Raw genomic sequence first — 26,990 nt, 5'->3', positions numbered from 1 at the left:
GCAAACTATGCCCACCCTTTTCCAACCCATTGACGGAACGCGCAGCCATGCGTTCCATACGTATGACCAAGGAGCCTCATGGGAGCCGTCCACGTTCGCACGCCTAAGAACTTTGTGCTCGAGGAGCGCCTGGAGCGCTACGCCGATGCGATTGAGACGAACCCCGAGTCCTATGCCGGGAATTGGTGCGAAGCCTGCGCGCCAGCCGGCGGCGCACCCTTCACCCGCCTTCATCTGGATCTGGGCTGCGGCAAAGGCACCTATCTGGTTGAGCAAGCTCGCCGTGAGCCCGACACGCTCTTTATCGGTATGGACCAGGAGCCCATCTGCATCGCCTATGCCGCACAGAAAATCTGCGAGCAGGAGCTATCCAACGCACTCGTCCTGCCCCGAGGCGCCGCAACGTTGCCGCAGCTGTTTGCCGCAGGCGAGCTCGACGCCATAACCATCAACTTTCCCACGCCGCAGCCCAAGGCCAAGTACGCCAAAAAACGACTCGTCCATGTCGACCATCTGATGCTCTACCGCCCGCTCTTTTCAGCCGGCGCCACCGTCACACTGCGAACCGACAGTAAGCCATTGCGCGACTACGCCCTGGGGCAGTTTGCCGCGGCCGGCTACGACACGCTTTGGGTAAGCGACGACGTCCGCCGCGACTATCCCGAGCATCCCGAGACCGAGTACGAATGCCGCACGCGCGAGATGGGTGCCGTCGTCTATGGCATTTGCGCCACACCCGGCGCGCAGCCCAGCAATGAACAGCTCGCGGCGGGCCGCGCGCAGGAGCAAAGCCTTGCCTGCTACCTGCCCGAAAACCTCGATGAGCTCACCTATGTACCTCTGGGCATGGAAGAGGCCGTCGAGAACTTTAGAAACCGCGCCCGCAAAGGCAAGAAGCGCCTTCCGCAGGAGTCATAGGGGCTTCTGACAGTCACGTCGCCAGCGAGCAAGCGCAAATAGGCACCGACGAACGACCCTCAAGCCTAAGTGAGTAGACTTTTTAGCAATAGCCAAGCACAACCCGCATAGGAACAAGTAAAACCGCAGGTAAATCCCTTACGCAAAAGCCATGTGCTGGCGAAATCGCAAAAAGTCTACTCACTTAGCTCGCGGCCGCACCAAACGGCTGAGCAGAACGCCCATTTCCTGCATTTTCTTTCGCGCTGGCACCCCGCGCCGCCGCTACGCCATAATAGTTGGCGGACAATCGCGAGAGAAAGCAACCACATGGCACAGACCACGACAGATATCGCCGCCAGCACCGTCTCCGGCGCCGGAGCCGCCAGTTCATTCTCGGGCGGCACGGGAACCGAAGCCGAATTCGGCTCACTCGGTGCGCTCTCCCCCACCTGGTGGGAGCCCGAGGACGGCAGCGAGCCCGAACCGTGGCTCACGCCCGACCAGGCCTTCGAGCGCTTCTTTGAATGGACGAGCGATCGCGGCATTGAGCTGTGGGATCACCAAGAAGAGGCTCTCATGGACCTGGCCGCCGGAGATCACGTCATTTTGGGCACGCCGACCGGATCGGGTAAATCGCTCGTCGCGCTGGGCATGCTCTTTATGGGCATGGCGCAGGGCAAGCGCTGTTATTACACGGCCCCTATCAAGGCCCTGGTCAGCGAAAAGTTCTTCGATCTGGTACAGGTGCTCGGCCGCGATAACGTCGGTATGATCACCGGCGACACGCATATCAACACCAAGGCGCCCGTCATCTGCTGCACGGCAGAGATCCTTGCCAACGACGCACTGCGCGAGGGCGAAGATGCCGATGTGGGCTGCGTCGCCATGGACGAGTTCCACTACTTTGCCGACCCCGACCGCGGCTGGGCCTGGCAGGTACCGCTGCTCACCCTGCCCCACACGCAGTTTATGCTCATGAGCGCCACGCTCGGCGATGTCACTGCCATCGCCGCCTCACTCGAGGAGCACACCGGCGCTGCTTGCGACTTGGTCATCGATGCCCCGCGTCCTGTTCCGCTGAGCTACGACTATGTGACGACCTCCCTCGAGGGCACGGTCGAGCTCGCCATGCGCCGCGGCGAGGCCCCGCTCTATATCGTGCACTTTAGCCAGGATGCCGCCCTTGCGACGGCACAGTCGCTCGCCAATTTTGGCATCGCTAGTAAGGAGCAGCGCGAGGCCATTAAGGAAGCTGCCAAAGGCACGAGCTTCTCGACGGCTTTTGGCAAGATTCTCAAGCGCCTGCTTGGATGCGGCGTCGGCGTGCATCATGCTGGCATGTTGCCGCGCTATCGCCTGCTGGTCGAGCGCTTGGCGCAGCAGGGCCTGCTGCCCGTCATCTGCGGCACCGATACGCTCGGCGTCGGTATCAACGTGCCCATCCACACCGTGGTGCTCACCGCGCTCACCAAGTTCGATGGCTATAAGATGCGTCGTCTGCGCGCCCGCGAGTTCCATCAGATTGCCGGTCGTGCCGGCCGCTCGGGCTTCGATACCGAGGGCATGGTCATCGCCGAGGCACCCGAGCACGAGATCGAGAATGCCAAGCTTATGGCCAAGGCGGGCGACGACCCCAAAAAGCTCCGCAAGATTAAAAAGAAGAAGGCCCCCGAGGGCTTTGTCACCTGGAACAAGCAGACGTTCGAGCGCCTGATCGAGACGCAGCCCGAGACACTCAAGCCGCGCCTGTGCATCACGCACTCCATGGTGATTAGCGTGGTCGAGCAGGGTGGCGATGCCCGAGCCCGCGTACACGACCTCATCGAGACGAGCCTGCAGACCCCTGAGGAAAAGGCTAAGCTCGAGGTTCGTGCCGACGAGATCTTCGCCACGCTCATCGACTCCGGCGTCGTCGTGCGCACCGAGGTACCGCCCGCACCCGACGCTCCGGCTGATGCCGCGCCGGACATCGACTACGCGCTGACGGTCGACCTGCCCGAGGACTTTGCGCTCGACCAGCCGCTCTCGCCGTTTTTGCTTGCCGCGTTGGAGCTGCTCGATCCCGAGAGCGAGACCTATACCATGGATCTGATCTCGATGGTCGAGGCAACGCTCGAGGATCCCAAGCAGGTATTGCGCGCACAGGAGCGCGCCGCGCGCGACCGCGCCATGGCCGAGATGAAGGCCGACGGCGTCGAATACGAGGAGCGCCTGGAGCGCATTCAGGACGTCACGTACGAAAAGCCGCTCGAGGACCTGCTCGATGCCGCCTTTGACAAGTACTGCCAGGAAGTGCCCTGGGCAAACGACTACCAGCTCTCCCCCAAGAGCGTCCTGCGCGATATGTTGGAAAGCGCGAGCGATTTTAAGGGCTACATTCAAAAGCTCGGCATCGCCCGCTCCGAGGGCATTTTGCTGCGCTACCTGGCAGAGGCTTACCGTTCTCTCGACCGCACCGTACCCATCGAGAAGCGCGACGAGCGCCTGCGCGACATTATCTCGTGGCTGGGCTTTGTGGTGCGCTCGGTCGACTCGAGCCTGGTGGACGAGTGGGAGAACGCCGGCAACCCGGCAGCCCTCGATGCCGCGCCGCCACAGGGCATCGACGAGGTCGTGGCGGACCGCCGCGGCTGCACGCTGCTGGTGCGCAATGCGCTCTTCCGCCGCGTGACCCTTGCCGCCCGCGAGCACGTTCGCGACCTGGGCGAACTCGACGACGACTGGGGCATGAGCGAGATTCGCTGGCAAAAGGCGCTCGATGCCTACCATGAGCAGCACGAAGAAATCCTCACCGACGGAGATGCCCGCAGCGCCGCGATGTTCTCCATCGATGAGTCCGACGAGAAGACCGCGCACGTATGGCACGTGCACCAGATCTTTGCCGACGAGGATGGCGACCACGACTTTGGCATCATGGGCGATGTCGATCTGGACGCCACGCAAGACGGCGGCGAGGTCATCTTCAAAAACTACCGCGTCGGCTTTATCGAGGACCTGCTCGAGGACTAGCCGAACATACTGGAACGAAACAAAGCGGGGCCGTTGGCAATATCGCCAGCGGCCCCGCTTTTGCACTATCTGCTATGCCTTACTCGGCATCTTCGACCTCATACGAATCTGCCTCGGCGGGCTCATCGTTTGTCTCTGGCGCAGCCCCGCGCGCCTCGTCAAACGCCGCCTTCATGGTCTTGTTGCCCCATGTGAGCTTGCGAATGGTAAGATCGTCGGCTTTCTTGTTGGCTAGGCGCAGATTGTTCTCGGAGGACAGCAACGCCTCCTTGGTTTTCTGCAGATGGCTAATCGTCTTGTCGATCTCATCAATCGCCGTTTGGAACTTGCGGCTCGCGATCTCGTAGTTGCGACCGAAATCATTCTTGAACTTTTCCATCTTGGCTTCGAAGTTCGTGACGTCGATATTCTGCTGTTTGTACTCCGCCAGCTCCTGCTTATAGCGCAGCGAACCCATGGCGGCGTTGCGAAGAAGCGTAATCATGGGAATGAAAAACTGTGGGCGAATCACGTACATCTTCTCGTAGCGATAGCTCACGTCGACTATCCCTGCGTTATAGAGCTCGCTCTCGGGCTCGAGTAGCGTGCAGAGCACCGCGTACTCACAGCCTTTTTGGCGGCGATCGTGGTCGAGTTTCTTAAAGAAGTCCTCGTTTTTATGCTTGGTCGTGGTCTCGTCGTTCTCGTTTTTCATCTCGAACATAATCGAAATGACCTCGTTACCGCTCGCGTCGCACTCGCGGAAGATAAAGTCGCCCTTGGTACCCTCGGACGCATCGTTATCTTTCTCGAAGTACGCGTTGGGAAACGCCGTCATGCGCAGACGGTTGAACTCGGTCTCGCAGTGATGCTCGAGCGACTCGCCCACCATCTTGGTGGACAGGCGGACCTTCATGTCCTTAAGGCGCTCAATCTCTTCATCCTTGTAGCGAATCAGGTCATCGCTCGCGCGCTTGGCCTGCGCAAGCTCGAGCTCGTGTGCCGCCTTGGCTTGCTCCTCGCGAGAATCGCGCACCGCCAGCTCGCTCGTCAGCTTGGCACGTGCCTCATCGCGCTCTCGCTCCGCCGCGGCGACCGCCTCTGACAGGTTCATTTTTGCCATCAGTTCCTGCTCGCGCAACTGGGCACGCAGACCCTCGGCCTCTTGCTCGGACTGTGCCTTTGCGGCAGAAAACTTCTCTTGCACCTTCACGCGATAGTCAGCAAGCGCGCGCTCGGCCTCGCTGCGAGCGACATCGAGCTCACGCTGAGACTCGGCCGCGGCAGCGGCAAGCGCCATCTCCTGGGCCTTGTCCGCCGCGGCAAGCTTGGCCTGCAACTCGGCAATCTGGGCATCTCGTGCAGCTACATCGTTTTGAGCAGCATTGCGCGCCGCCGACTCGGCAAGCTTGGCTTCGTCATCCTTGCGCCCCAGCTGCGCACGCAAGTTGTCGATTTCGCGCTGGAGCTCGGCGTTCTCCTTTTGAGCGTCGGCACGGGCCTCAACCGCCGCGCGCTGGCTTGCGCTCTCGCGCTCTGCGGCAGCGCCCTCGAGCTTGGCGTGCAGCTCGGCAAGCTCCGCATCGCGCTTGGCGAGCTCTTGCGCCAGCTGTTGAGCTGCGGCGTTCTTCTGCTCGACAAGCTGAGCATCGCGCTGAGACTCTGCCCTTTGCAAAGCAGCCGTCGAGCGTGAGCGTTCAAGCTCCAACGCCTGCTCGCCCTCGCGCTGGACTGCCTTCACACGCTCGTCCAGGTCGCGCGAGAACTCGGCATCGCGCACCTGCTTGACGATATCCGCATAACCGGACGCATCGACCTTAAAAACTTCGCCGCAATGCGGGCACTTGATCTCGTTCATGGCAGCTCCTCGATGGACGCAAATTTCAACCGCCTACACTCTACCGCGCCGCGCGGACAAAAAAGGCGCCGCTGTCATAATGGCAACGGCGCCAGAGCCACCACAAAGGTGCCTGTCCCCTTTGTGGTGGCTCTGGCGCCCTATAACCCAAAGAAGCTAAGAATCTGATCGCGGCTTACGGGCTTGTACTCGTTGGCATCGAGACCGACATCGTAGCGAAAGATAGGGCGCTCGCGATCGCGGTTGCGAGCGTTGGTGCGGTCTCCTCTGCTGTGGATATGCCCGTGTAGCATGATGGCGCCACGCGCCTTACCATTCCAGCTGAGCATGGGGTAGTGGCTCATAACCAGACGATGCCCCTTGGCATAGCCGGGAGCAATCTCCAGGTAATCGCGCACGTCTTCCCAAATCTGCGGTACGTCGGGATCTTCCCAGTCGCCGTCATGGTTACCACGGACGAGCGTCACATTCTTGCATTCGATACGCTCGCGCAGGCGCACCGCCTCTGCCAGGGGCAAACGATAGGTAAAGTCTCCCAAGATATAGAGGCGGTCGTCCACAGCCACGCACTCATTGATGGCATCGATGACCTTGCGGTTCATCTCCTCGACCGAATCAAACGGCCGATCCATGTCGTGCAAGATATTCGTATCGCCCAGGTGCAGGTCGGCGGTAAACCACATCATCGTCTCTGTCCTCATTTCGCAACGCATCAAACTCGTGCTAAGTATACAGACACAGCGATGCGGCGGTTAGCCAAAGAGCCCGCCGAACAATCCTCGGCGGCGCTTGTCTTGCTTTTTCGAAGCGTCGCCCTGGGCGTTCTTGTCCTGCCGCTTCTTCCGGTCCTGCTCCAGCTCATCATCGTCGATCAGCATATCCCACTCAAACGGGTCGTCCGTCAGATCGAACAGGTCATCGTCATCAAACATGACCGCCTCCATTGCCGATTAGCGAGCATCCACCACATAGAGACCAACGCGCACCTGATGCCACGGGCTGCGCTCGGGAGCAACCTGTTGCACGCGAGCCTCAAATACGTCCTCGTGGCCGTAATACATCATCAAGGACAGCGGGCCGACCTCGTTTCCCGGAACATACCCAAGCTTGGTGTTGCCGTAGTAGATCGCAACCGCCTCGGGATCATGGGGGTTATCGCGCTCGGCACACAGCGTCAGTTTAACGCCCGCTTTAAGATCGCCCAAGACCAAGGCGCCATCGGCATACTGAAATCCTGCAATATGAAACGACAAAAGAACACGTGAAGGCTCGTACATGGCAACTCCTCTAACGACCGAATAAACCGGCACTTAACCTTACTGAGAAGCTTACGGGCCCGTGCGGACAAAATTTCACCCGCTCGCACCTTTCGCCCATTTGCCGCAACGCTTGCGAGACAGAGCGCTTGCAGATAAGATAGAGGCACGGATGGCACCCGTTGCAGCGGGTCTTGCCAACTCCAGTGCACGTTTACATCGTGAGAAGTGGCCGTCTTCGCTTACGCGGGGGCGGCTATTTCATTCGGCCGATAAACAGGCCGAGTTCGATAGCCGCGATTAACAACGCCAGTAACGAAATAACATCGCTTACGTTCATACCAATTCCCTTCTAAAGGGAGTTGGCCCATCCGTACCCCATAGCAGTAGTCTAACGTAAATGGCAGGTAATAGGAACATTTGTTCGTATTACCTGCCATTTTCTAATGCACGAATATGCGCACGAACTTGTGCTTCCAGCTCTCATAAGGGGCGTAGCGGAACGGCACGTCCAGCCACGTTGCCTTGTTCACGATGCTCTTCTTGTGGCTAAACGTATCGAAGCTCTCGCGGCCATGGTACTGGCCCATACCGCTCGCACCCATGCCGCCGAAGCCCATATGACTCGTAGCCAAGTGCATGATCGTGTCGTTAACGCAGCCGCCGCCAAAGGGCACGTAGCGCACAAAGCGCTCCTGAACTGCGCGATCCTGGCTAAAGATATACAGGGCCAGCGGCGTCGGACGATCTGCAATAAACGCCTCGGCCTCATCCAGGCTCTCAAACGTCAGCACCGGCAAGATGGGACCGAAAATCTCTTCCTGCATCACGGCGTCCTCAGGCGCCACGCCGTCTAGGATCGTCGGCTCAATCTTGAGCGACGACTCGCGCGCCGTGCCTCCCAGCACAACCTTGTCGGGGTCGATCAGCCCGCGCACGCGCGCAAAATGCTTGGCGTTGACGATATGACCGTAATCCTCGTTGTCGAGCGGATGCTCGCCAAACATGCGACGGGTCTCCTCCCTGATGAGGCCCAACAGCTCATCGTGTACGCGCGTATCGACCAGCAGGTAGTCGGGCGCCACGCAGGTCTGCCCCACGTTGAGCCATTTACCAAAGGCGATGCGCCGTGCCGCGACTTTTAAGTTTGCCGTGGCATCCACAATGCAGGGGCTCTTTCCGCCCAGCTCAAGCGTCACGGGCGTCAGGTTTTTACTTGCGCGCTCCATGACGAGCTTGCCGACCGGAACGCTACCGGTAAAGAAAATCTTGTCCCAGCTCTCGTCGAGCAGCGCCTCATTCTCGGCACGCCCGCCTTCGACGACCGTCACCAGGCGCGGATCAAATGCTTCCTCGCAAATCTGCCTGAGCACCGCGCTCGATGCCGGAGCATAGGCACTCGGCTTGATGACCACGGTATTGCCCGCGGCAAGGGCGCCGGCAAGCGGCTCGAGCGTTAGCAAAAACGGGTAGTTCCAGGGCGCCATAATGAGCGTGACGCCATAGGGCACGGCTTGCGTTTTGCACACACTCACGGCGTTGGCGAGGTCACACGGACGCAGGCGCGGACGGCTCCATCGAGCCACACGCGCAATCTGATGACGAATCTCGGAAAGCGAGGTGCCGATCTCACACATATAGGCCTCGTCATGCGACTTTCCCAAATCGGTCTTGAGCGCATGGGCAATATCGGTCTCGTGCGCCCGTACTGCATTGCGCAAACTCACGAGCGCGCGACGGCGAGCATCGACATCAAACGTGGCGCGCGTCTTAAAGTAGGCGCGCTGTTCGCCGACAATGCGCGCGATTTCCTCGGTGTTCATGGGCCCTCCTAGTTCTCATCCTCAAACATACCACCCGCGACGACCTCGTACATACGCTCGAGCTCCAAACGGTCCATCAAAAGTGGAACGGGGTATAGCGGATTGGCCTCGGCATCGGCATGGGCCGCCATTTGCGGAATATCGGAGCGGCGAATGCCCGTCACATATTTGGGAATGCCCAAGGCGGCATTCATGCGGTCGACCCAATCGATAAAGGCCTCAGCAGCCACGTTGTCCAGCGCATTAGCCGGCGCAATGCCGGCCATGCGGGCGAGATCGGCGAGCTTGGGAGCAGCAGCTTCGCCATAGGCGCGAAGCATGTGCGGCAGGATGATGGCGTTGGCCAAGCCGTGGGGAATCCCGTAACGCCCGCCCAGGCTGTGCGCGATGGCATGGACGTATCCAACATAAGAGCGCGTAAAGGCAACGCCCGCTTTATACGCCGCCGAAAGCATATTGCGGCGCGCACACATGTTGCCACCGCACTCATAGGCCTCGAGCAAATTGTCGTGGATGAGCTGCACCGCCTGGCGCGCCATCTTGCGCGTATAGGGCGTGGTGCTGCGCCCGATAAAGGCCTCGACGGCATGCGTCAGGGCGTCCATGCCCGTTTGCCCCGTAATGGAGGCGGGCAGGCCGCGCGTAAACTCGGGGTCGTGCACCGCAAAGCGCGGGATCAGCACAAAGTCGTTAATGGGGTACTTGTAGTGCGTCTCGTCATCGGTGATAACCGCCGCGAGTGTGACTTCGCTTCCCGTACCGGCGGTAGTGGGAACCGCAATAAGCAGCGGCAGGAGACGGTGGACGCGCAACAGGCCACGCATCTTGTTGATGGGCTTATTTGGCTGTGCGATGCGTGCGCCCACACCCTTGGCGCAGTCCATGGCCGAACCGCCACCAAAGCCGATAATGGCCTGGCAGGCGCTCTCGCGATACAGGGACGCCGCTTCCTCCACGTTTGAGACCGTGGGATTCGCACGCGTTTCGGCATAGACCGTAACGCCAATCCCCTGAGCCGTAAGCGCACGCTCGAGTGATGCCGTGAGTCCCAAACGAGCAATACCAGGGTCTGTCACGATAAGGACCTTCTGGATCGAGCGCTTTTGAAGCACTGCGGGCACATCCTCGGCATGCTCCAAAATGCGCGGCTCGGTATAGGGCAGGATCGGCAATGCGATGCGAAAAACCGTCTGATATGTTCGGCACCAGGCGCGGCGGGCTAGATGCATAAAGGAAACTCCTTCATTTGTTGATAGGTCAACATTTGTTCGACCGATTGTACTCATCGGCGTCCGCATATGGCTTGCAAATCGTTAATCAATCAACATCTTCACATGCCTAAAATTTTTTATTAAAAATCATTCCTAATAGGCTTCACATTCGGTTGCATTTATGGATAATAGAACTCGTCAAGACGCACGTCCGGAGAGGGCCCTTACGGGACCGGACGAGCGCGCCATCGCCATCGATCGAAAGGATCGAATTATGAAGTTTGTTTGCCCCGTTTGCGGTTATGTGGAAGAGTTCGACGGCGACCAGCTGCCCGAGGATTTCAAGTGCCCCCAGTGCGGCGTTCCCGGCTCTCGCTTCCTAAAGCAGGAGGAGGGTCAGCTCGAGTGGGCTGCCGAGCACGTTGTGGGCGTCGCCAAGATGGAGGGCGTCTCCGAGGACATCGTTGCTGACCTGCGCGCCAACTTTGAGGGCGAGTGCTCCGAGGTCGGTATGTACCTGGCCATGGCTCGCGTTGCTCATCGCGAGGGTTATCCCGAGATCGGCCTGTACTGGGAGAAGGCTGCCCACGAGGAGGCCGAGCACGCCGCCAAGTTCGCCGAGCTCCTGGGCGAGGTCGTGACCGACTCCACCAAGAAGAACCTCGAGATGCGCGTTGAGGCCGAGAATGGCGCCACCGCCGGCAAGACCGATCTTGCCAAGCGCGCCAAGGCCGCTGGTCTCGATGCCATCCACGACACCGTGCACGAGATGGCTCGCGACGAGGCTCGCCACGGCAAGGCTTTCGCCGGCCTGCTAAAGCGCTACTTCGGCTAAGCCAAACGCCTGAGAGACATTCTCTAGCTTTATAAGGCCCGGACCGCATGGTTCGGGCCTTTTTCGTGTCTTGCAAACCAGTTAACGCCCCAAAAATAGGACCACCTTTGACATCGGCTTCGCGTCAAAAACTAAGTGAGTAGCCTTTTGGGAACTTGTCGAGCAGACCATCCGTATTGATTTATAAAACCGCAGGTAGATAGCTTGCCGCAAAACAATCTGGTCGCCATCACGCTAAAAGTCTACTCACTTAGATTTGCAACCGTCCATGATCGGGCCTTTTTGTGTCTAACGGGCATCTTTTTGTCGATTTCTCCCAGTTTTGACCAGTCAACGAATAGCTCAGACCGAAGTAATGCCTCGGCCCCTTGCTCCTCCAAGCTTTTATCGCGATATTCAACATCGAGCAACCTGCACACGGCCTTAACAATCGCGTGGAATCTATCCTCATCGGATATCTGTCCGTGTGTCAGGAGAAATACATCGTAGCCCATGGCCTGAAGCGCCGTCATGCGGTCGGCGTCACGCAAGCCATCCCCGGCTCGCCCGTGTGAGCCCTTTCCTTGGCATTCAATGGCCACCTGTCGCTCTCCGTCCGGCGAAGACAGAAGTAGGTCAATGTATACGCGGGACTTGCCTACAATCGCCCGAGCACTTGCGCTTAGCGCCACTTCGACATTGAGCTCTATGCCGCAAAAACCTTCGCCTCCCAATGATCGTGGCAACCCAAGCAACAAATACGTCTCAACCTCAAAAGGCGATGCGGCACCCAGTGGAACGAGATGCGATACCGCGACAAATCGCTTGCCGTAACGCATCCCACAAACATCTGAACAAAAACGGTCAAGATCTCCGTCCAAAACCAAAGCGTCGCGCCGCCACAAATTTGAGGCGGCACCGTCCTCGGACGGGCAACGTGCCCAACCAAAGGTTGCCGGAATCGCGCCCGACTCAATTGCACGCGAAAGCTCTGCCTCGAGTGCTGCTGGCAAGGCACAAACCGTAAACAAGCCGCACATCTCCGCCAATACCAAAAGCAGCTGGAGATCCGTCAGATGCCGCGACATGATGAATGCCGTCAGCAAAGGAGATGTGACCAAAAACCCATGTTCCGTTTCCAGCACGGATTCCCTGGGAAGCTCACCAAGGAACAGCCGTTGCCTAACGCTGGCAGGACAAGTCCGCTTATTTCTCGTCCCAACCAATGTATGCAACGGCAAGCCGAGCGCAACCGCAGCCGTCGGGTTACGGGCGAGGCCATATCGCTGCCGGTCTTCTTCCGGTCGTGGAAGTGGCGGACACAAAGCGAGGGCTTGAGGAGGCAAACGCCAGTACCTAAAAGCCGATATGTCACAAAGTAGATCCTTCATAGGCACAGGAAAACACGGATTTCAACCCAGTCAGTCACGCATTGGCGCGAACGCACCAAAAATGGCGCCGAACGGACTGCCGAGTTTTCAACAGCCCTCCCCAACTGGCCAAAAGCTTGCCAAGAGCTGGACGAAGCCCTGTTGAAAACCCCATTTTTTCTCATGCAGGAGCTTTGCGCGGCAAGTGAGTAGACTTTTTTGAACATCCCGATCAGGCCGGTCATCCTGCTTTTCAAAACCGCAGGTAGATAGCTTGTTACAAAACTGCCTGGTCGCCAAAGTGCTAAAAGTCTACTCACTTAGGTTGCAGAGTGCCCCCCATTAGCTGCAATTCCAAGATAGTTAGTACTTTTGGACTCAGATCGTCATACTGAACAAGAATTTGAGTTGAGTTTTCAGGGACAGATGCGCCATCGGCACACCAAAAACAGTCACCGATATCGATAAAAGGGATGCTCGAGCGCGTGAGGGGCCGTGCAAAAGTGCTTCCGCCCATTCCACGCTCCGCAACCACGATACAGTAAAGGCCCGCGTCTGCATGCTCGATCGAGACCTCCCCTGCCGGAAACGCTTTCCGTACAAGCGCTGCCAGGCCATCGCGTGCCTCGCGAGCACGCACGCGCACGCGGTTCACATGCCGCTCGTAATCACCCGATTCCAGCAAGCGCGCTAAAGCGACCTGGTCAACAGAACTTACCGACGAGGCGTAGAAACCAAGGTTGCGTTTAAACCTCTCCATTAGTTCATCGGGCAGCACCATGTACGCCAAACGTAACGCCGATGAAAGGCTCTTCGAAAACGTGTTGGTGTAGATAACCGACTGGGCGGCATCGATCGACGCGAGCGCGGGAATCGGCTTGCCGGCAAGGCGAAACTCACAATCAAAGTCGTCTTCGATGAGATACCGACCTGGCCGCTCGGCGGCCCAGCTCAGCAACGCATAGCGACGTGCAATGCTCGTCACAAGACCGGTCGGATACTGATGAGACGGCATCAGATGAAGGACATCGGTCCCGATTTTCTGCAGCGCGCTCAAGTCCACGCCCTCAGCATCCAACGGGACATGCCGTACTTCGCAACCCATGGCCTGATAGATGCGCGTCAAGCGCAAATAGCCTGGATCCTCGACGGCATACACCTTGTCCGCGCCAAGCAACTGAACCAACATGGTATCGAGCAGCTGGGCGCCCGCACCGATAACGATATTGTCGGGATTGACATTCATGCCCCTTGTCCCGCGCAGATGGTGCGCAATCGCACGTCGCAGTCGAGCGGTGCCCTGCGCCGGTGCGGGCGAAAAGATTTCACGTTCGTCTTCGGACGTCAGCGTCGCCCGTAGGGCGGCCTGCCAAAGCCGCGCCGCTTCCAAGGCGGAAGGAGAAAGTGCGTCGAATCGCTCGACCTGCCCCGTGGCATCATGCGCGCTGGGGCCAACAGAGACAGCATCTCGGTCGATATCCCCCGCGGCCAAAGACAAAACCGGTGCATCGGGAAGCTCGCACGCGTAGTAACCACGGCGCGGCTTTGAGCAAATATAGCCCTCGGCAAGCAACTGGCTATATGCATTCTCGATGGTAATAACACTGATTCCCAGATGACTGGCAAAGGCGCGCTTGGACGGCAGATGCTCCCCCGCCGTAATGCGTCCAGCTACGATATCATCTCGGATTTGCTGGTAAACATACTCATAGAGCGATGCTTCGCCGCGTTTTTCCAAATTGTAGTCAAGCATGAGTTTATCACCTGACCTTATCGAGCTGTTCAATCTGGTATTAAGCTGACCTTATTATTATCTCGAAAACTGAGTATTTTGCCATGCCCAGCTCCCCGATAGGATGTTCCGTCAAGCAATGCACATGCCAACCAAGGGAGCAACCATGGCAGAACAGACCAGCAAGGCAGATCGCGTCAAACTCAATCGCGAGCTCGCGCAGATGCTCAAGGGCGGCGTCATCATGGACGTCACCACGCCCGAGCAGGCACGTATCGCCGAGGAGGCAGGCGCCTGCGCCGTCATGGCTCTCGAGCGCATCCCGGCCGACATCCGCGCCGCCGGCGGCGTGTCGCGCATGAGTGACCCCAAGATGATCAAGGGCATTCAAGAGGCCGTCTCCATCCCCGTCATGGCCAAGTGCCGCATCGGTCACATCGTCGAGGCGCAGGTCCTTCAGGCCATCGAGATCGACTACATCGATGAGTCCGAGGTTCTCTCCCCCGCCGACGATGTCTACCACATCGATAAGACCCAGTTTGACGTCCCGTTTGTCTGCGGTGCCCGCGATCTGGGCGAAGCGTTGCGCCGTGTTGCCGAGGGCGCCACAATGATTCGCACCAAGGGCGAGCCGGGCACGGGCGACGTCGTCCAAGCCGTGCGCCACATGCGCAAGATTCAAAAGCAAATCCGCGACGTTGCTGCTCTGCGCGATGACGAGCTCTTTGAGGCAGCTAAGCAACTGCAAGTTCCAGTCGAGCTTGTGCGCGAGGTCCATGCCACGGGCAAGCTTCCCGTGGTGAACTTTGCCGCCGGCGGTGTAGCAACCCCCGCGGACGCCGCGCTGATGATGCAGCTGGGTGCCGAGGGCGTCTTTGTCGGCTCGGGCATCTTTAAGAGCGGCGACCCCGCCAAACGCGCCGCCGCCATCGTTAAGGCTGTGGCAAACTTCACCGACGCCAAGCTCATTGCCGAGCTTTCTGAGGACCTGGGCGAGGCCATGGTCGGTATCAACGCTGACGAGATCGAGATCATCATGGAGGAGCGCGGACGCTAGTCCAGCAGAAAGGATCGCACATGAGCGATTATGCAGGCCAGACGGTCGCCGTGCTGGCGGTCCAAGGCGCTTTTGCCGAGCACGAGACAAGACTATCCGAGCTGGGCGCACGTTGTATTGAGCTGAGGCAGGCGGCTGATTTGATGCAGGACTTTGACCGTCTGGTACTTCCCGGCGGCGAGTCCACCGTTCAAGGGAAGCTGCTTGATGAGCTGGGCATGCTCGAGGAGCTTCGCGCCCGTATCGCTGAAGGCATGCCCGTCCTGGGCACCTGCGCCGGCTTGATTCTACTGGCTCACGACCTTGCCGCCCATGACGATAAAGGCACGCCGCGTTTGGCAACCATGGATGTACTTGTCGAGCGCAATGCCTACGGCAGGCAGCTCGGCAGCTTTCGAACCAAGGGGCAAGTAGCCGGCATCGACGGCGAAGCGCCGCTGACGTTTATCCGCGCGCCCCGCATCGTCGAGGTCCACGGCGACGCCAAGGCCCTGGCCGAAGTCGATGGCCGCATCGTCGCTGCCCGCCAAGACAATCAGCTCGGCGTAACCTTCCACCCCGAACTCGACGAAGACACCCGCCTCCACGAACTGTTCCTACAAATGTAGGCATCGAAATCAACAAACGAAACGAGAGCGGATAATCTCCCACTTCAAGCTTGAATGCAGGCTCAAACCGGGAGATTATCCACTCTCATGCTATGTAGTCATTGGGGTCGCTCTTAAACGACTACTCAAACAAGAACGTTCCCAACGACTACATTGCGATAGACAACCACGTTTGCTCAGATAAAACCGACCAAAATAAACCTGCCCCTTTTTGGCAGGTTTTGATCAAGGCAACGCCGATGTTTTGGCAACGCCAGCGAGCGCCGCCCAGGGCGAACAAGTTGGCATGAAAAAGGCAAGGCATAGACCTTCTGGTCATGCCTTGCCTTTTGAATGACAAATTGTCGCCCTGGGTGGCGCGCAGCGTCAACTAGTTACGCGGTTCGTAGAACCGCGTAACCCCTAAAAGCGGTTGCCGCGGAAGCCGCCACCGTTGCGGCCGCCGCGATCGCCGCCGCGACCGCCGCGGTCGTTACCACGGTTGCCGCCGAAGCCGCCACGGTTGCCACCGCGGTCGCCATAGCCACCACGGTTGCCGCCAAAGCCGCCGCGACCGCCACGGTCGCCGCCACGGTCACCAAAGCCGCCACGGCCGCCACGATCGCCACCGCGACCGCCACGGTCACCGCCGCGGCCACCGCGATCGCCAAAGCCACCGCGGCCACCACGGTCGCCGCCACGGCCACCGCGATCGTCACGGCCACCGCGAGGACCGCGGTCCTCGTCCAGGCCCATGGCGACGAGCGGAGCGATAACCTTATCGAGAGCGACCATCAGCTCGGTGGCCTCCTCGTAAGAAAGCTCGGGCAGGAGCTTCTCCTTCTTGTTGGCAAGCTCGACCAGGCCCTCGGCAGCATCCTCGGCAGCGAAGACGACGATCTTGCGCATATCGCCCTCGGCGTCGTCGATGCGGCCGACCAGATCGGCAGCCTCGGCCTCGGCCATCAGGCCATCGAGCTCACGAAGGCGCATGCCCAGCAGGTCGGACATCTCCTTCTGCTCCATCTTGGGCTTGAGGTCAAGAAGCTTGATGGCGCGCTCGATGTTCGCCATGCGCTCGGCCTTGGCCTCCTCCTCCTTGGAAATAGCAAAGCGACGGCTGCGCAGCAGGCGGGCGGCCTTCTGCATCTTGTCCATCAGCTCTTCGTCATCGTAATCAGCGGCGGCCTCGACAACCTCGGCCTCCTCCTCGGCGGAAACCTCGTCAGCAGCCTCAACCTCGGCAGCTTCGGTCTCCACGGTCTCGACTGCCTCAACCTCGGCAGCCATGGTCTCGTTCTCGGTCTCGTTCATGATCTCTTCGTTCTCGGACATGAGACTCCTTCTTGGCCCTCTCGGGCATCATCGCCCCATTCGCGGGGCCCGTCGCGCACTCTTTGCGCTTTAAACATTCATGCCTCTCGGCAAAACGTCCATTAGTTTATGGTGTCGCCGTCCAATCTAGCTGCAGAATCTATGTGCACACATTAATGCGACATGTGCGACTCGCGGCGAGCGTACACAACCGACACCGCGAACCCGACCACGGCAATCACGGCCGCCACGCGCACGGCAGCTGCAAATCCAATCGCCTGGGCAACGTCCGTCGCAACTCCAGAGGTTCCGGCAGCCGCCGCAGAACTCGAGAGCAGGCCAATAAACAGCGACGGGCCAAACGACGCGGCGATCATGTTCCACGTGTTGAGCAATGCCGTTCCGTGAGGATGCTCAGCGGCAGGCAGCGTCTCCAAGCCGGCCGTCTGCGAGGGACTCAGCACCAAACCGACACCGGCATACACCACAACGGTCAGTGCCACGACAACGCCGATGTTCATGCTTGCCGCAGTCATCGAGATTGCAGTCTGCCCCACGGCAATCAGGGCAAAGCCTACCGGCAGCAGCGGCCATGCGCCATGGGTATCCATCACACGCCCGCCCACAATCGAGGTCACGGCGTTGCAGGCAATCGCCGGCAAAATGAGCAAGCCCGCAACAAGCGCGGTCATGCCATATGCACCCTCAAAATAGAGCGGCAACAAAACGCTCATCGAGAACGTCGTCATCATCGACACCACCACAAGCAGGCACGCCGGCCAAAAACGAGCGCTCGCCATGGGATGTACGTTGAGCACTGGATGGTCAAGCTTGAGCTGGCGGGCCGCGAACAGGCCGAGCAGCACAGCGGCGACGAAAAGCGTCACGACACCGGTCATTACATTGGTCGAGAACTCACCGACGGAATACACAAACGCCGTAATGCCGGCGGCAAGCAAAATAACCGACAGGACATCAAGGGTGGCGTTCGAGCGCTCTCCGACATTTCGAACGAGCTTTGCGCCCGCCACAGCGACCACAACACCGCCCACCAGCGGGACGATAAACACCGCCCTCCAGCCAAACAGGGTGCACATAAGACCACTGATCACAGGGCCAAACGCCGGCCCCAGCGTAATGCAAGCACCGCCTAGGCTCAGATACAGACCGAGCTTCTCGCGCGGAGCGCAAGATAGCACCACATTCATCATGAGCGGAAACAGGATGCCCGAGCCCGCGGCCTGCAGAATACGGCTCGGCAGCAACACGGCAAACGACGGCGCCAACAGGCACAGAATCTCGCCGGCAACCATGCAGCCGCATGCAAAGAACAGCAGCTTGCGTGTCGAGAAGCGCCCGGATAGAAAGGCCATGATGGCCGTAAAGATCGACGTCACGATCATGTAGCCCGAAACAAGCCACTGCGCCGTGGTGGCACTCACCGAAAAAGCCGCCATGATGTCGTGCAGCGCCACGTTAATGATGTTCTCGTTAAACGCGGCAACAAAGGCCGCGATATACATTACGGCAAGAAAAGCCGAAGTGCCCGATGGCGCTACTTGAACTTGTTGCTGAGATTTACTCCCCATGCATTTCCTTCCTCTTGGAACGACAGTTGCATCGCCCCAGAGGAACAGTCCAGGGCGAACATGAGCCCTAGACTTACGCCAGACGCCATACGCGACGAATCTGACAACATGGTCCAACGTCGAAAGATTGTAACGCGGACGCGCGGCTTTCCTTCCGCGCTATTATTAAAAGTCCACGAAAGCATGAGACATGAGGAGCCCGCCATGATCAAGCCCATCATGAAATCCGAGTTCTTTTTGCGCCTGCCTTCCGAAGACGCGGGACCCGAAGACGCCGCGACCGGACAGGACCTCCTGGATACGCTCCACGAGCACGAGCACGAGTGCGTGGGCCTTGCCGCCAACATGATCGGTGTGCGCAAACGCATCATCTGCGTAAAAGATGGCAACAGGGCGCTGTTGATGTACAACCCGCAAATTCTTGAGCAGGTCAATGCCTATCAAACGAGCGAAGGATGTCTCTCGCTGATCGGTGAGCGCCCCTGCACCCGCTACCGTCGCATTAAGGTGGAGTATTTGGACGAGAACTTCGTTCACCGCATCAAAAACTTCTCGGGCTACACCGCCGAAATCATCCAGCACGAAATCGACCACTGCAACGGCGTCGTGGTTTAGGCCACCTGCCAAAATGAGGGTACCGGAGGCCTCCCTATGGATATCAGCCGCTTCGGCGAATTCGCCATCTTAGCGCAGTCACGCACGTTTCTTGATGCGGCGGAACTGCTTTTCATGTCGCAATCAACCCTCTCCAAGCACATCATGGCAATGGAGCACGAACTCGGCTGCAAGCTCATCGATCGAAGCAAGCGCCACGTAACACTCACCGCGCAAGGTGAAGCGCTCCTCCCCTATGCGCAAAAAATTGCGACGCTTCAGCATCGCTATCTTGCCGCCATTCAAATAGGTGCAGATGAGCCGCTCGAGCACCTCACCGTCGGTTCTATCCCCATTATGACCCCTTATGGGATTACGGACGCCGTCATCGATTTTCAGCAGGCGAACCCCTCATATTCTGTCGAGCTCATCGAAGGCGAGGGCGACACACTCAAGCGCATGCTCCTGCACGAGGACATTGACCTGGCCTTCATCCGCGACAGCGGCGCCATCGAGCCGGAGTTCAAAAAGATTCCCTTTACGACCGACCGGCTCGTGGCCGTCCTTTCGCTCGACCATCCACTCGCCGAACGTGACACCGTCGAGATAGACGACCTTATCGACGAGAATTTCCTCATGCTTCCCCAAGGCTCGTTCGTAAGCGAGCTCGTCCTTTCCCTTTGTCGCAAAGCTGGATTTGGCCCACGTGTTACGTTCACCGGCAAACGAGCCGAGAACATCATCTCTCTTGTCGCACGCGGCGCCGGTGTCTCATTCCTCATGCGCAAGCCGGCGGAATCGCTTGCCAGCGGAAAGGTAGCCCTGGTGCCGCTTGAGCCCGCGACGACCTCCGAGGTCAGGCTCTACCTCAAGCGGAACGCCGCGCACTCGCAGGCGGTCGTCTCGTTCATCGGCTTCCTCCCCTACCGTCAGCTCCTGCAGGGCGACCGTGCGTCTTCCACCGCGGCACGACCGTCATAATCCCCGTTGCTCCACAACCGCAGGCTTGTGTCCGCAAACACGCTGACAACGGCACAAAACACAAATATGCCTCGGGCGGCACGTCACCGTCCGAGGCAAATTTAGTTAAAGTGCGCAGACAGACTAGTCCACCGAGATGTTGAGCGCCTTACCGCCCTCGTCCTTCCTGGTACCGATCACCATAGCGGCGACAAGAGCCAGAACGAAAGCGACCACACCGGAGATGACAAGGCCGATAAAGCCCGTGTCGATGCCGGCAGGGTTAATAAAGCTCGGGAAACCGAGCGGGCCGGAGGCACCGAAGGCATAGAGTTTGGCACCCATGAGGCCGGCGATGGCGCCGCCTACACCAGCGGAAATAAAGGTTGCCCACATAAGGCGCTTACGCGGCAGCAAGATGGCGTAAAGCGCAGGCTCGTTGACACCGAAAATCGAAGAGACAAGGGCGGGAATGTTGACGGCAGCATTTTCCTCGGAATCCTTGGTTCGGATGACCATGCCAAGCACAGCACCGGCGATGGCACAACCGCCTGCATACACGAGCGGGTTAATGAGGTCATAGCCGTAGGTTGCGACATCGAGAAACCACAGCGGGATGATACCCCAGTGCAGGCCGAACATGACGAGCAGGCTCCAGAACGTGCCGATGACGAAGCCGGCGATGGCGGGCTGGAAGTTGATGAGCATCAAGATGATCTGGGCAACGATATTGGAGAGGACCGTCATGACCGGACCGACCACAAGCAGGCCAAGGATGCCGCAAATGAGGAGCGTCAGGATGTTGGAGAAGAACGAACTCACAAGCGCGGGCAGCGCGTTAGAAAGGGCCTTGTGCACCTTGGAGGCAATCCAGACGATAAAGATCGCAGGCAGAATCGTCGATGAGTAATTCTGCATGATCAGCGGGATGCCAAAAATATCACCATAGACATTGGACTCGAAGACCGTGCCGGCGCCGAGCGTGTAGAGCGGATCTCCGCCCATAAGGGCAACGAGCGTCGGGTAGACGAGGATACCACCGAGCGCCATTCCCATAACGGGCTTAAGTCCGAACTTCTTGGCCGACGTCCAGCCAATGATTAGCGGAAAGTAATAGAAGACCGAATCTCCGATTGCCGAGAGCGTCACATACGTATTGCTGTCCTTGGCAAGCCAACCGGCAACCGTGCAGAGCGCGAGCATCGATTTGATAAAGCCACCGGCCATAAGCACGCCAAGAACCGGCTGCAGAATCTCGGAAATGATGGCGAGCAGACGCGAGAATGGATCGCCCTTTTTGACGTCGTCGCCCTCATCGATATCGAGTGCGGGTTTGGAGTCGAACCCGCCAATCTGAACAAGGTCGTTGTAGACGGCCTCGACAGTGGCACCTATCACGACCTGATACTGTCCGCCGGCCTGGATGACGTCAACGACGCCTTTCGTCGCCTTAAGTTCATTGGTCTGGGCGAGCGATTCATCCTTGAGGTGGAAGCGGAGACGCGTAATGCAGTGGCTCACGTCTAACACATTGTCTCGACCACCGACCTTTGTGATGATTTCATCGCAAAGCTTCTGGTATTTCATGGAATTCTCCTTTTTCTGAGCGGGGCATAGCGTAGATTTCAGGCCTCCGTAGTCGACGTGGGAGGGCAAGGAACCCGCTTCCCCCTTTGAAATCCGCGGACGCACGTACGCCCGGGATAGGAAACGGCAGAGAAGATGGAAGATGCCGATCACATGGCAGCGAACCTCATTAGCCCATGTCACGCAATCAGGTCTACAGACGCGAATCTGCTGCGCCGAGAAGTCTCGTCGTCTGGCAGAACTTGTCACACAGACGTTCCGGTTCGCCCTGGGGAATCTGAGTACGCTCGGTCTCAAAGGAGAGGCCGTACTCGCGTGCCGGAAGGAAATACTCGAAATAGCCGTTGGTGTAACCGCAAACTATTCCCTCGACCGGACATTCGCGCTTCATGCGAATACCCAGGTCGCTGCCGAGCTCACTCGGGAACACAAAGAGATGCAGGCCGCCCAAACTGATGACGGCACACTTAAGCGTGAGCGAAAAGTCGTCATGGGCAACGGTGTGATAGAACGTCTGAGGCTCGATGCGGTCAATAACGACCTCGCGATCGAGCTTGATCTGGGAAATCGCCTCGGCAAGACCGGTCGAAACACGCTCAACCTCGGGAATGCCGCGTCCCTGGCGAAAATTGCGGTCGCTACAGTCGCCAGCAGCACCGACGACCATGGCCGGATAGTAACCAAGACTCTGAGCGAGCTTTTTGCCGGTAAGACCGGCGAGTTCGCTCGTGAGCTCCGTGCAGTCGGGTCCGACACAGGCAGAATGCACCGCCCAGTTCACAAAGCCCGCAAACGATTTGCCTTCCTCATCGAAGAACGACACCACGATAACCTCATTGTCGGCAAGCTCTCCGGGAATGATGCGGTTGTCGTAGAAACCGGTGATGACTTTTTTGCCCATGCGGCAGGTCGCAGGTCGCACGTTGGCGCGGCACTCTTCGAAGCATTGACAGATGGTATCGAGGAACCAGCGATAGTAGTCCTCGTTGAATTTTCCCGTCCACCAGCTGCGATGGTAGGCGACGATCGAAGTGTGGTCGTGCGTCGCGGAGAGCAGAACGCAATCACGGTCGATTCCGTAGCGCTCGGCGAGCATCGTCTTAACCTCCTCGGCCATGCTCTCCTCAAACTCGAGAACATCGGCGTTGAAGAGAAAAACTTCGCGGTCGTCCTGTTGGAAAAGAATCGCGTTGGCGAAGACGTCGTCATGGACGCCTGTCGCAGGCTCCAGACGGTTGGGGAGGTTACGGTATCCGATTAGATAGATGTCGCCTTGCGGGGTAATCTTGCGGCGTGCATGTCCGATATTCATGCAAGTTCTCCTTTTTGTCGCGCCGCGTTTAAAGCGGCAAGGATGGTTTGGAGGAGGCGCTCATGGGAACCGGCGGCAAAGCCGGAGTTCATGGCCTCATAGGTGATTTTCTCGTACGCATCGGGGGCCGGCAGATACTTCTGCCCTCCGTTGACAAGCGTGGCGAAGAGCACGGGGCAGAATCGGGCGGCGCGCACGGCGGCGCCAAACGAGCTCGAAACCTCGGGCTGGATACCAACGAACTCGGCATTTCCCAGCCGAAGTAAATAGACCCTCGTACGCTGTTCGCCCGCCGCATGAAACTCATAAGTTCGATGCGGGGCCAATGAGCAGAAGTCGGCGCGCGTCTGGGCGGGCAAAAGGACGTCGACCGTGCGAGCATCGACGCCGATGGCATCGTCCTCACGCGCCGCACGGACGGCCTCAATCAACGCATCGCTCAGAACGCGACCCTGTCGATGCAGCATGCGATATCCACTCTCGTGAGCATCTAACGTTTGCTTCGCCCCGGTCGAATCAAACGCAACGGTCACGGCGCGCTCCGCCGGACTCTGATCCCCCGCGGCACCGGGCAGCAGCAACACAACTCCGCCCAATTCGCGCTCGAGAGCCATGGCGGCAAAGCCAAAGAGGTCCCCGCTCACCACGCGCTTCCCTTGAGAATCGTGCGATCCGTCGAGCACGGAAGACTGGACATCAGCCGTCGCAAGCATGGCAACGAGCCCACCCTCAGCATCCCTCGCGACAAGTACGGGCATCGCGTGGTCGGCAAACCCCTTGGGGTCTACTCCCAGCCACCAGCCGGCCGGCGTCTCAATGTCGCGGTTAACGTTCACAGGACAGTGGCCCTCCGCCGAGGCGAGCGTGACAGAGCGAATGCCCGCAACCGCCTGCTCAACAGCCGCGCGTGTCGCGGCGATGAGCGCGGCACGATAGCGCTCATTTCGATCGCGGGCATCGGTGTCGGCCAGATGCCCAGGGGTGCGCACGTGAGGCGCAGAAAACGTGTGGGTCGGGACCACCCAAGAAAAGGCGCCGTCGCAATTGGAGACATCCTTGACAACCTCACGCAGATCGGCGAGTAGGGCCGGAGCGATCGAGGTAACCTCAAGTGAAAGGATGCAAGCGCGCCGCCCCATCCCTTCGACCACGAAGGCACGGACAAAGATTTCATGACGGAGTGCGTCGAAACCGTCGAACGGCAATACGTCCTCTAAGTTAATGGCCACCCGGGCGGCTCCGGCCTTCATCTCTCCCTTATCCATGGCGAACGCCCTCCTTTATCTGTCGCTCACTCGATGCCGTACAGGCGCCGTGCCGTGCCGCCAAGCATAAGGTCCTTGTCCGTATCACTTAAATCTGTAGCGCGGACGCAGGCGACACCCTCTGTTAGCCACTCGCGTTTAACGGGATAACTCGTACCAAAGACAATATGGTCTGCACCAAGGACTTCAACCGCACAGGCAAGAAGCGTCTCGCCCCAGGGCTGAGCATGGGACATGTCGAAATAAACGTTGTTCTCAAGACGCTTGGAGACCGTCTCGGTATCGGTCTGGAAGCGACCCGAGGCATCTGGACGCTTGGGACCGTGCGGCAGCAGCATCTCCTTAAACGCAAAATAAGCGCCACCGAGCATGGAGTGGACCATCTTGACGTTGGGATAACGCTCGAAGAAGTCGCTGAAGATTTCACGACCGATCACCGTGGTCTGGTCGACGCAACGGCCGTAGGAGCGACGCAGGTTGTCGTATGCGAGCAGCGACGTATGCTCGACCGGTACGGGCACATGGTGCACGTAAACGGTGACGCTGCGTTCGTTCAGTCGCTCAAAAAAGCCCGAAAAGATCGGATCGTCAAGATAGCGCTTGCCGTAGTGGGCGCAGAGTTGCACGCCCGCGAAACCCTCGTCGAGCCTGCGATCGAGTTCCTCAAGGTTCGCCTCGGTGCCAAAGGGAGGCACGGCGACAAGCGGTATCAAGCGACCGTTCGACGCTTTTGCGTCAGCGGCCATACCGTCGTTGAAGCGCCGGCACATCTCGAGTGACATCCACTCATGGCAGCCGGGGAGTTTGAGAATCGCTTTATCGACCCCCGCCTCGTCCATGTCTGCCAGACGCTTCTCAAGGGTGTAGTCTCCCTCGATATAGTTAAGGCCCGGGAAGCCAGCGGGCTTTTCGATCACAATCTGTCGCTTGCCCGTGGGGCTTACGGTCAGATAGCCCTCGGTGTCGTAAGCGCGGGGCACCTCGGCCAAAAACTGTTCACAGAGTGTCTCGTCATGGAAGATGCGCTCGTCAAACCAGTAGGAATTTGCATCGATAATCATTGGTGGGGACCGCCTTTCATCTTGTCGAGAACATTCTAAAAAAGCGGACACACGGACATCAATTCCAGTTGAAGCACACTGTATTCCATTTTGGAATACAGTTTTCCGTTCACACGCGAACCCCACTCACCCAAACGATCGAGACGCCGGCAACGCGAGCTTTAACAGAAAACGGGCGACCCGAATCTGTTACGGGCCGCCCGTTAAATGACAGACTATCTCTGTCGTTATGATTGACGGTAGTGATCGAAGAAGTCGGCGAGGTCTTCGAGGGACTCTTTGAGTACTTCCATGCGCGGCAGGTACACGATGCGGAAGTGATCGGGCTCGGCCCAGTTGAAGCCGCCGCCGCGCGTGATCAGAATCTTCTTCTCGTGCAGCAGGTCAAGGGCGAACTGCTCGTCATCGGTGATGTTGAACTTCTTCACATCCATCTTGGGGAAGATGTAGAACGCCGCGCGCGGCTTGACCACCGAGATGCCGTCAATCTTGTTGAGCGCCTCATACACAAAGTTGCGTTGCTCGTAGACGCGGCCGCCGGGACGGATGTAGTCGTTGACGGACTGATGACCACCGAGTGCCGTCTGAACGATCGACTGAGCCGGCACGTTGGAGCACAGGCGCATGTTGGAGAGCATGTTAATGCCCATGATGAAGTCGCTCATGCAGCGCTGGTTGCCCGAAAGCACCATCCAGCCAATACGATAGCCCGCGATCATGTGCGACTTGGAAAGGCCGCTAAAGGTGACGCAGGGCAGATCAGGAGCGAGCGAGGCAATCGAGACGTGCTCGTAACCGTCCATGCACAGGCGGTCGTAGATCTCATCGGCAAAGATCATCAGCTGATGCCTGCGTGCAACCTCGACGATGCCCTCGAGCACCTCGCGCGGGTAGACCGAGCCCGTGGGGTTGTTGGGGTTGATGATAACGAGGGCTTTGGTCGCGCTCGTGATCTTGGACTCCATATCCTCCAAGTCGGGATACCAATCCGCCTGCTCATCGCACAGATAGTGAACGGGATGACCGCCGGCAAGGGTTGCGCACGCCGTCCAGAGCGGATAGTCGGGGCTGGGGATCAGAATCTCGTCGCCATTGTCGAGCAGCGCGTTCATCGAAAGCTGAATGAGTTCGGACACGCCGTTGCCCGTGTAGATGTGCTCCATCTGAACATTGGGCAGGCCCTTGATCTGCGAGTACTGCATGATTGCCTTGCGCGCAGAGAACAGGCCGCGCGAGTTGGAATAGCCTTCGCAGTCGGGCAGCTGCTGGCGCATGTCCTTGATGACCTCATCGGGCGTGCGGAAACCAAAGGGTGCCGGATTACCGATGTTGAGCTTGAGGATGCGCTCGCCTTCGTCCTCCATACGGGCAGCCTCGTCGACGACGGGGCCGCGCACGTCATACAGGACGTTCTCGAGTTTGGCGGATTTAGAAAAAGTACGCATGGTGGTGCTCCTTGGAATTTGAGCTGAGGGATGGGGTTCGGGCTTGGAATCGTTGCGGGGTGATGATGCCTCGCCTTGATCGGCGTCGCCGGCAAGCAGCCAGGTAACATCGACCTCCAAAATACGGGCGAGCAGCTCAGCCACATCGCGCCGCGGAATCGTCTTGCCGCTCACATATTGGCTCATCTGACTCTTGCCGAGTTTTTTGCCGAGCATCTCCGATGCGCGGATCACGTCCGACTGGCGAACGTCGCGATCGGACATAGT

Annotated in this window: 22 protein-coding genes; 7 read left to right on the top strand and 15 right to left on the bottom strand. The window is 58.8% G+C overall.

All coding sequences use genetic code 11. The annotated features are described in order from the left end of the window. The first annotated feature begins 78 nt into the window (after positions 1 to 78). Together DWV58_RS02470 and DWV58_RS02465 are read left to right on the top strand one after the other, a co-directional pair. On the top strand, positions 79 to 918 hold the full coding sequence (locus DWV58_RS02470; RefSeq protein ID WP_117776066.1) for a tRNA (guanosine(46)-N(7))-methyltransferase TrmB: 840 nt from the start codon (positions 79 to 81) through the stop codon (positions 916 to 918). Between the two features lie 309 nt (positions 919 to 1,227). Continuing rightward, a complete protein-coding gene (locus DWV58_RS02465) occupies positions 1,228 to 3,909 on the top strand; it encodes an RNA helicase (RefSeq protein WP_117776065.1) in 2,682 nt (893 codons plus the stop codon). Between the two features lie 79 nt (positions 3,910 to 3,988). Here the strand turns inward: DWV58_RS02465 and DWV58_RS02460 are convergent, their stop codons facing one another. From DWV58_RS02460 to DWV58_RS02435, 6 genes are all read right to left on the bottom strand, one after another. Next, on the bottom strand, positions 3,989 to 5,746 hold the full coding sequence (locus DWV58_RS02460; protein ID WP_117776064.1) for a DUF2130 domain-containing protein: 1,758 nt from the start codon (positions 5,744 to 5,746) through the stop codon (positions 3,989 to 3,991). A gap of 140 nt (positions 5,747 to 5,886) precedes the next feature. After that, positions 5,887 to 6,432 carry a metallophosphoesterase gene (locus DWV58_RS02455; RefSeq protein ID WP_233540482.1) on the bottom strand — a complete coding sequence of 182 codons (546 nt, stop codon included), beginning with the start codon at positions 6,430 to 6,432 and terminating at the stop codon, positions 5,887 to 5,889. 66 nt (positions 6,433 to 6,498) lie between these two features. Continuing rightward, the gene (locus DWV58_RS02450) at positions 6,499 to 6,678 is read right to left on the bottom strand and encodes a hypothetical protein (RefSeq protein WP_117655200.1); all 180 of its coding nucleotides are present in this window, start codon (positions 6,676 to 6,678) and stop codon (positions 6,499 to 6,501) included. Between the two features lie 18 nt (positions 6,679 to 6,696). Next, a complete protein-coding gene (locus DWV58_RS02445) occupies positions 6,697 to 7,023 on the bottom strand; it encodes an HIRAN domain-containing protein (protein ID WP_117776063.1) in 327 nt (108 codons plus the stop codon). 422 nt (positions 7,024 to 7,445) lie between these two features. Beyond that, entirely contained in the window at positions 7,446 to 8,825 is a 1,380-nt protein-coding gene (locus DWV58_RS02440; protein WP_117776062.1) for an aldehyde dehydrogenase, read from the bottom strand. An 8-nt stretch (positions 8,826 to 8,833) separates the two neighbouring features. Further along, positions 8,834 to 10,054 carry an iron-containing alcohol dehydrogenase gene (locus DWV58_RS02435; RefSeq protein ID WP_117582882.1) on the bottom strand — a complete coding sequence of 407 codons (1,221 nt, stop codon included), beginning with the start codon at positions 10,052 to 10,054 and terminating at the stop codon, positions 8,834 to 8,836. Between the two features lie 253 nt (positions 10,055 to 10,307). Here DWV58_RS02435 and DWV58_RS02430 point away from each other — a divergent pair, with 253 nt between their 5' ends. Continuing rightward, positions 10,308 to 10,871 (top strand): ferritin family protein, encoded by a 564-nt coding sequence (locus tag DWV58_RS02430; RefSeq protein WP_070097113.1) that lies wholly within the window; start codon positions 10,308 to 10,310, stop codon positions 10,869 to 10,871. A 242-nt stretch (positions 10,872 to 11,113) separates the two neighbouring features. On the opposite strand, the gene DWV58_RS02425 is transcribed toward DWV58_RS02430, so the two are convergent. Next, positions 11,114 to 11,995 carry a hypothetical protein gene (locus DWV58_RS02425; RefSeq protein WP_117776061.1) on the bottom strand — a complete coding sequence of 294 codons (882 nt, stop codon included), beginning with the start codon at positions 11,993 to 11,995 and terminating at the stop codon, positions 11,114 to 11,116. 541 nt (positions 11,996 to 12,536) lie between these two features. Next, positions 12,537 to 13,973: a PLP-dependent aminotransferase family protein gene (locus tag DWV58_RS02420; RefSeq protein WP_117776060.1), complete on the bottom strand. Its 1,437-nt coding sequence runs from the start codon at positions 13,971 to 13,973 to the stop codon at positions 12,537 to 12,539. Between the two features lie 145 nt (positions 13,974 to 14,118). On the opposite strand from DWV58_RS02420, the gene pdxS reads away from it, so the two are divergent. Then, positions 14,119 to 15,009 (top strand): pyridoxal 5'-phosphate synthase lyase subunit PdxS, encoded by an 891-nt coding sequence (gene pdxS / locus DWV58_RS02415; RefSeq protein ID WP_117776059.1) that lies wholly within the window; start codon positions 14,119 to 14,121, stop codon positions 15,007 to 15,009. Between the two features lie 20 nt (positions 15,010 to 15,029). Beyond that, the gene (gene pdxT, locus DWV58_RS02410; RefSeq protein ID WP_117765938.1) at positions 15,030 to 15,617 is read left to right on the top strand and encodes a pyridoxal 5'-phosphate synthase glutaminase subunit PdxT; all 588 of its coding nucleotides are present in this window, start codon (positions 15,030 to 15,032) and stop codon (positions 15,615 to 15,617) included. 402 nt (positions 15,618 to 16,019) lie between these two features. Here the strand turns inward: pdxT and DWV58_RS02405 are convergent, their stop codons facing one another. Together DWV58_RS02405 and DWV58_RS02400 are read right to left on the bottom strand one after the other, a co-directional pair. After that, positions 16,020 to 16,931, bottom strand: a complete 912-nt coding sequence (locus tag DWV58_RS02405) for a hypothetical protein (protein WP_117776058.1) — start codon at positions 16,929 to 16,931, stop codon at positions 16,020 to 16,022. Between the two features lie 152 nt (positions 16,932 to 17,083). After that, positions 17,084 to 18,499, bottom strand: a complete 1,416-nt coding sequence (locus DWV58_RS02400; protein WP_117776057.1) for an MFS transporter — start codon at positions 18,497 to 18,499, stop codon at positions 17,084 to 17,086. A gap of 204 nt (positions 18,500 to 18,703) precedes the next feature. On the opposite strand from DWV58_RS02400, the gene DWV58_RS02395 reads away from it, so the two are divergent. Next, entirely contained in the window at positions 18,704 to 19,114 is a 411-nt protein-coding gene (locus DWV58_RS02395; protein WP_117776056.1) for a peptide deformylase, read from the top strand. A 36-nt stretch (positions 19,115 to 19,150) separates the two neighbouring features. Next, entirely contained in the window at positions 19,151 to 20,074 is a 924-nt protein-coding gene (locus tag DWV58_RS02390; protein WP_117776055.1) for a LysR family transcriptional regulator, read from the top strand. A gap of 123 nt (positions 20,075 to 20,197) precedes the next feature. Here the strand turns inward: DWV58_RS02390 and DWV58_RS02385 are convergent, their stop codons facing one another. The 5 genes from DWV58_RS02385 to DWV58_RS02365 form a co-directional block, all read right to left on the bottom strand. After that, complete coding sequence (locus tag DWV58_RS02385; RefSeq protein WP_117776054.1) at positions 20,198 to 21,640, bottom strand: PTS transporter subunit EIIC; 1,443 nt, start codon at positions 21,638 to 21,640, stop codon at positions 20,198 to 20,200. A 193-nt stretch (positions 21,641 to 21,833) separates the two neighbouring features. Continuing rightward, positions 21,834 to 22,952: a neutral/alkaline non-lysosomal ceramidase N-terminal domain-containing protein gene (locus DWV58_RS02380; RefSeq protein WP_117776053.1), complete on the bottom strand. Its 1,119-nt coding sequence runs from the start codon at positions 22,950 to 22,952 to the stop codon at positions 21,834 to 21,836. Beyond that, positions 22,949 to 24,217 (bottom strand): hypothetical protein, encoded by a 1,269-nt coding sequence (locus tag DWV58_RS02375; protein WP_117776052.1) that lies wholly within the window; start codon positions 24,215 to 24,217, stop codon positions 22,949 to 22,951. The genes DWV58_RS02380 and DWV58_RS02375 overlap by 4 nt, the downstream gene beginning before the upstream one ends. A gap of 26 nt (positions 24,218 to 24,243) precedes the next feature. Next, the gene (locus DWV58_RS02370; protein WP_117776051.1) at positions 24,244 to 25,278 is read right to left on the bottom strand and encodes an amidohydrolase family protein; all 1,035 of its coding nucleotides are present in this window, start codon (positions 25,276 to 25,278) and stop codon (positions 24,244 to 24,246) included. 227 nt (positions 25,279 to 25,505) lie between these two features. Beyond that, positions 25,506 to 26,987 carry an aminotransferase class I/II-fold pyridoxal phosphate-dependent enzyme gene (locus tag DWV58_RS02365; RefSeq protein WP_117776122.1) on the bottom strand — a complete coding sequence of 494 codons (1,482 nt, stop codon included), beginning with the start codon at positions 26,985 to 26,987 and terminating at the stop codon, positions 25,506 to 25,508. Between the last annotated feature and the right edge of the window lie 3 nt (positions 26,988 to 26,990).

This window comes from Collinsella sp. AF11-11 (assembly GCF_003465485.1).
GTDB lineage: Bacteria > Actinomycetota > Coriobacteriia > Coriobacteriales > Coriobacteriaceae > Collinsella.
The sequence above is the reverse complement of the archived record's forward strand: the minus strand, read 5'-3'. Positions and strand labels throughout refer to the sequence as shown.

Bases quoted from the DNA above. Each gene is read 5' to 3' on its own strand.
- DWV58_RS02470 (WP_117776066.1), top strand. From the start codon at position 79: ATGGGAGCCGTCCACGTTCGCACGCCTAAGAACTTTGTGCTCGAGGAG.
- DWV58_RS02465 (WP_117776065.1), top strand. From the start codon at position 1,228: ATGGCACAGACCACGACAGATATCGCCGCCAGCACCGTCTCCGGCGCC.
- DWV58_RS02460 (WP_117776064.1), bottom strand. From the start codon at position 5,746: ATGAACGAGATCAAGTGCCCGCATTGCGGCGAAGTTTTTAAGGTCGAT.
- DWV58_RS02455 (WP_233540482.1), bottom strand. From the start codon at position 6,432: ATGATGTGGTTTACCGCCGACCTGCACCTGGGCGATACGAATATCTTG.
- DWV58_RS02450 (WP_117655200.1), bottom strand. From the start codon at position 6,678: ATGTTTGATGACGATGACCTGTTCGATCTGACGGACGACCCGTTTGAG.
- DWV58_RS02445 (WP_117776063.1), bottom strand. From the start codon at position 7,023: ATGTACGAGCCTTCACGTGTTCTTTTGTCGTTTCATATTGCAGGATTT.
- DWV58_RS02440 (WP_117776062.1), bottom strand. From the start codon at position 8,825: ATGAACACCGAGGAAATCGCGCGCATTGTCGGCGAACAGCGCGCCTAC.
- DWV58_RS02435 (WP_117582882.1), bottom strand. From the start codon at position 10,054: ATGCATCTAGCCCGCCGCGCCTGGTGCCGAACATATCAGACGGTTTTT.
- DWV58_RS02420 (WP_117776060.1), bottom strand. From the start codon at position 13,973: ATGCTTGACTACAATTTGGAAAAACGCGGCGAAGCATCGCTCTATGAG.
- pdxS (WP_117776059.1), top strand. From the start codon at position 14,119: ATGGCAGAACAGACCAGCAAGGCAGATCGCGTCAAACTCAATCGCGAG.
- pdxT (WP_117765938.1), top strand. From the start codon at position 15,030: ATGAGCGATTATGCAGGCCAGACGGTCGCCGTGCTGGCGGTCCAAGGC.
- DWV58_RS02405 (WP_117776058.1), bottom strand. From the start codon at position 16,931: ATGTCCGAGAACGAAGAGATCATGAACGAGACCGAGAACGAGACCATG.
- DWV58_RS02400 (WP_117776057.1), bottom strand. From the start codon at position 18,499: ATGGGGAGTAAATCTCAGCAACAAGTTCAAGTAGCGCCATCGGGCACT.
- DWV58_RS02395 (WP_117776056.1), top strand. From the start codon at position 18,704: ATGATCAAGCCCATCATGAAATCCGAGTTCTTTTTGCGCCTGCCTTCC.
- DWV58_RS02390 (WP_117776055.1), top strand. From the start codon at position 19,151: ATGGATATCAGCCGCTTCGGCGAATTCGCCATCTTAGCGCAGTCACGC.
- DWV58_RS02385 (WP_117776054.1), bottom strand. From the start codon at position 21,640: ATGAAATACCAGAAGCTTTGCGATGAAATCATCACAAAGGTCGGTGGT.
- DWV58_RS02380 (WP_117776053.1), bottom strand. From the start codon at position 22,952: ATGAATATCGGACATGCACGCCGCAAGATTACCCCGCAAGGCGACATC.
- DWV58_RS02375 (WP_117776052.1), bottom strand. From the start codon at position 24,217: ATGGATAAGGGAGAGATGAAGGCCGGAGCCGCCCGGGTGGCCATTAAC.
- DWV58_RS02370 (WP_117776051.1), bottom strand. From the start codon at position 25,278: ATGATTATCGATGCAAATTCCTACTGGTTTGACGAGCGCATCTTCCAT.
- DWV58_RS02365 (WP_117776122.1), bottom strand. From the start codon at position 26,987: ATGTCCGATCGCGACGTTCGCCAGTCGGACGTGATCCGCGCATCGGAG.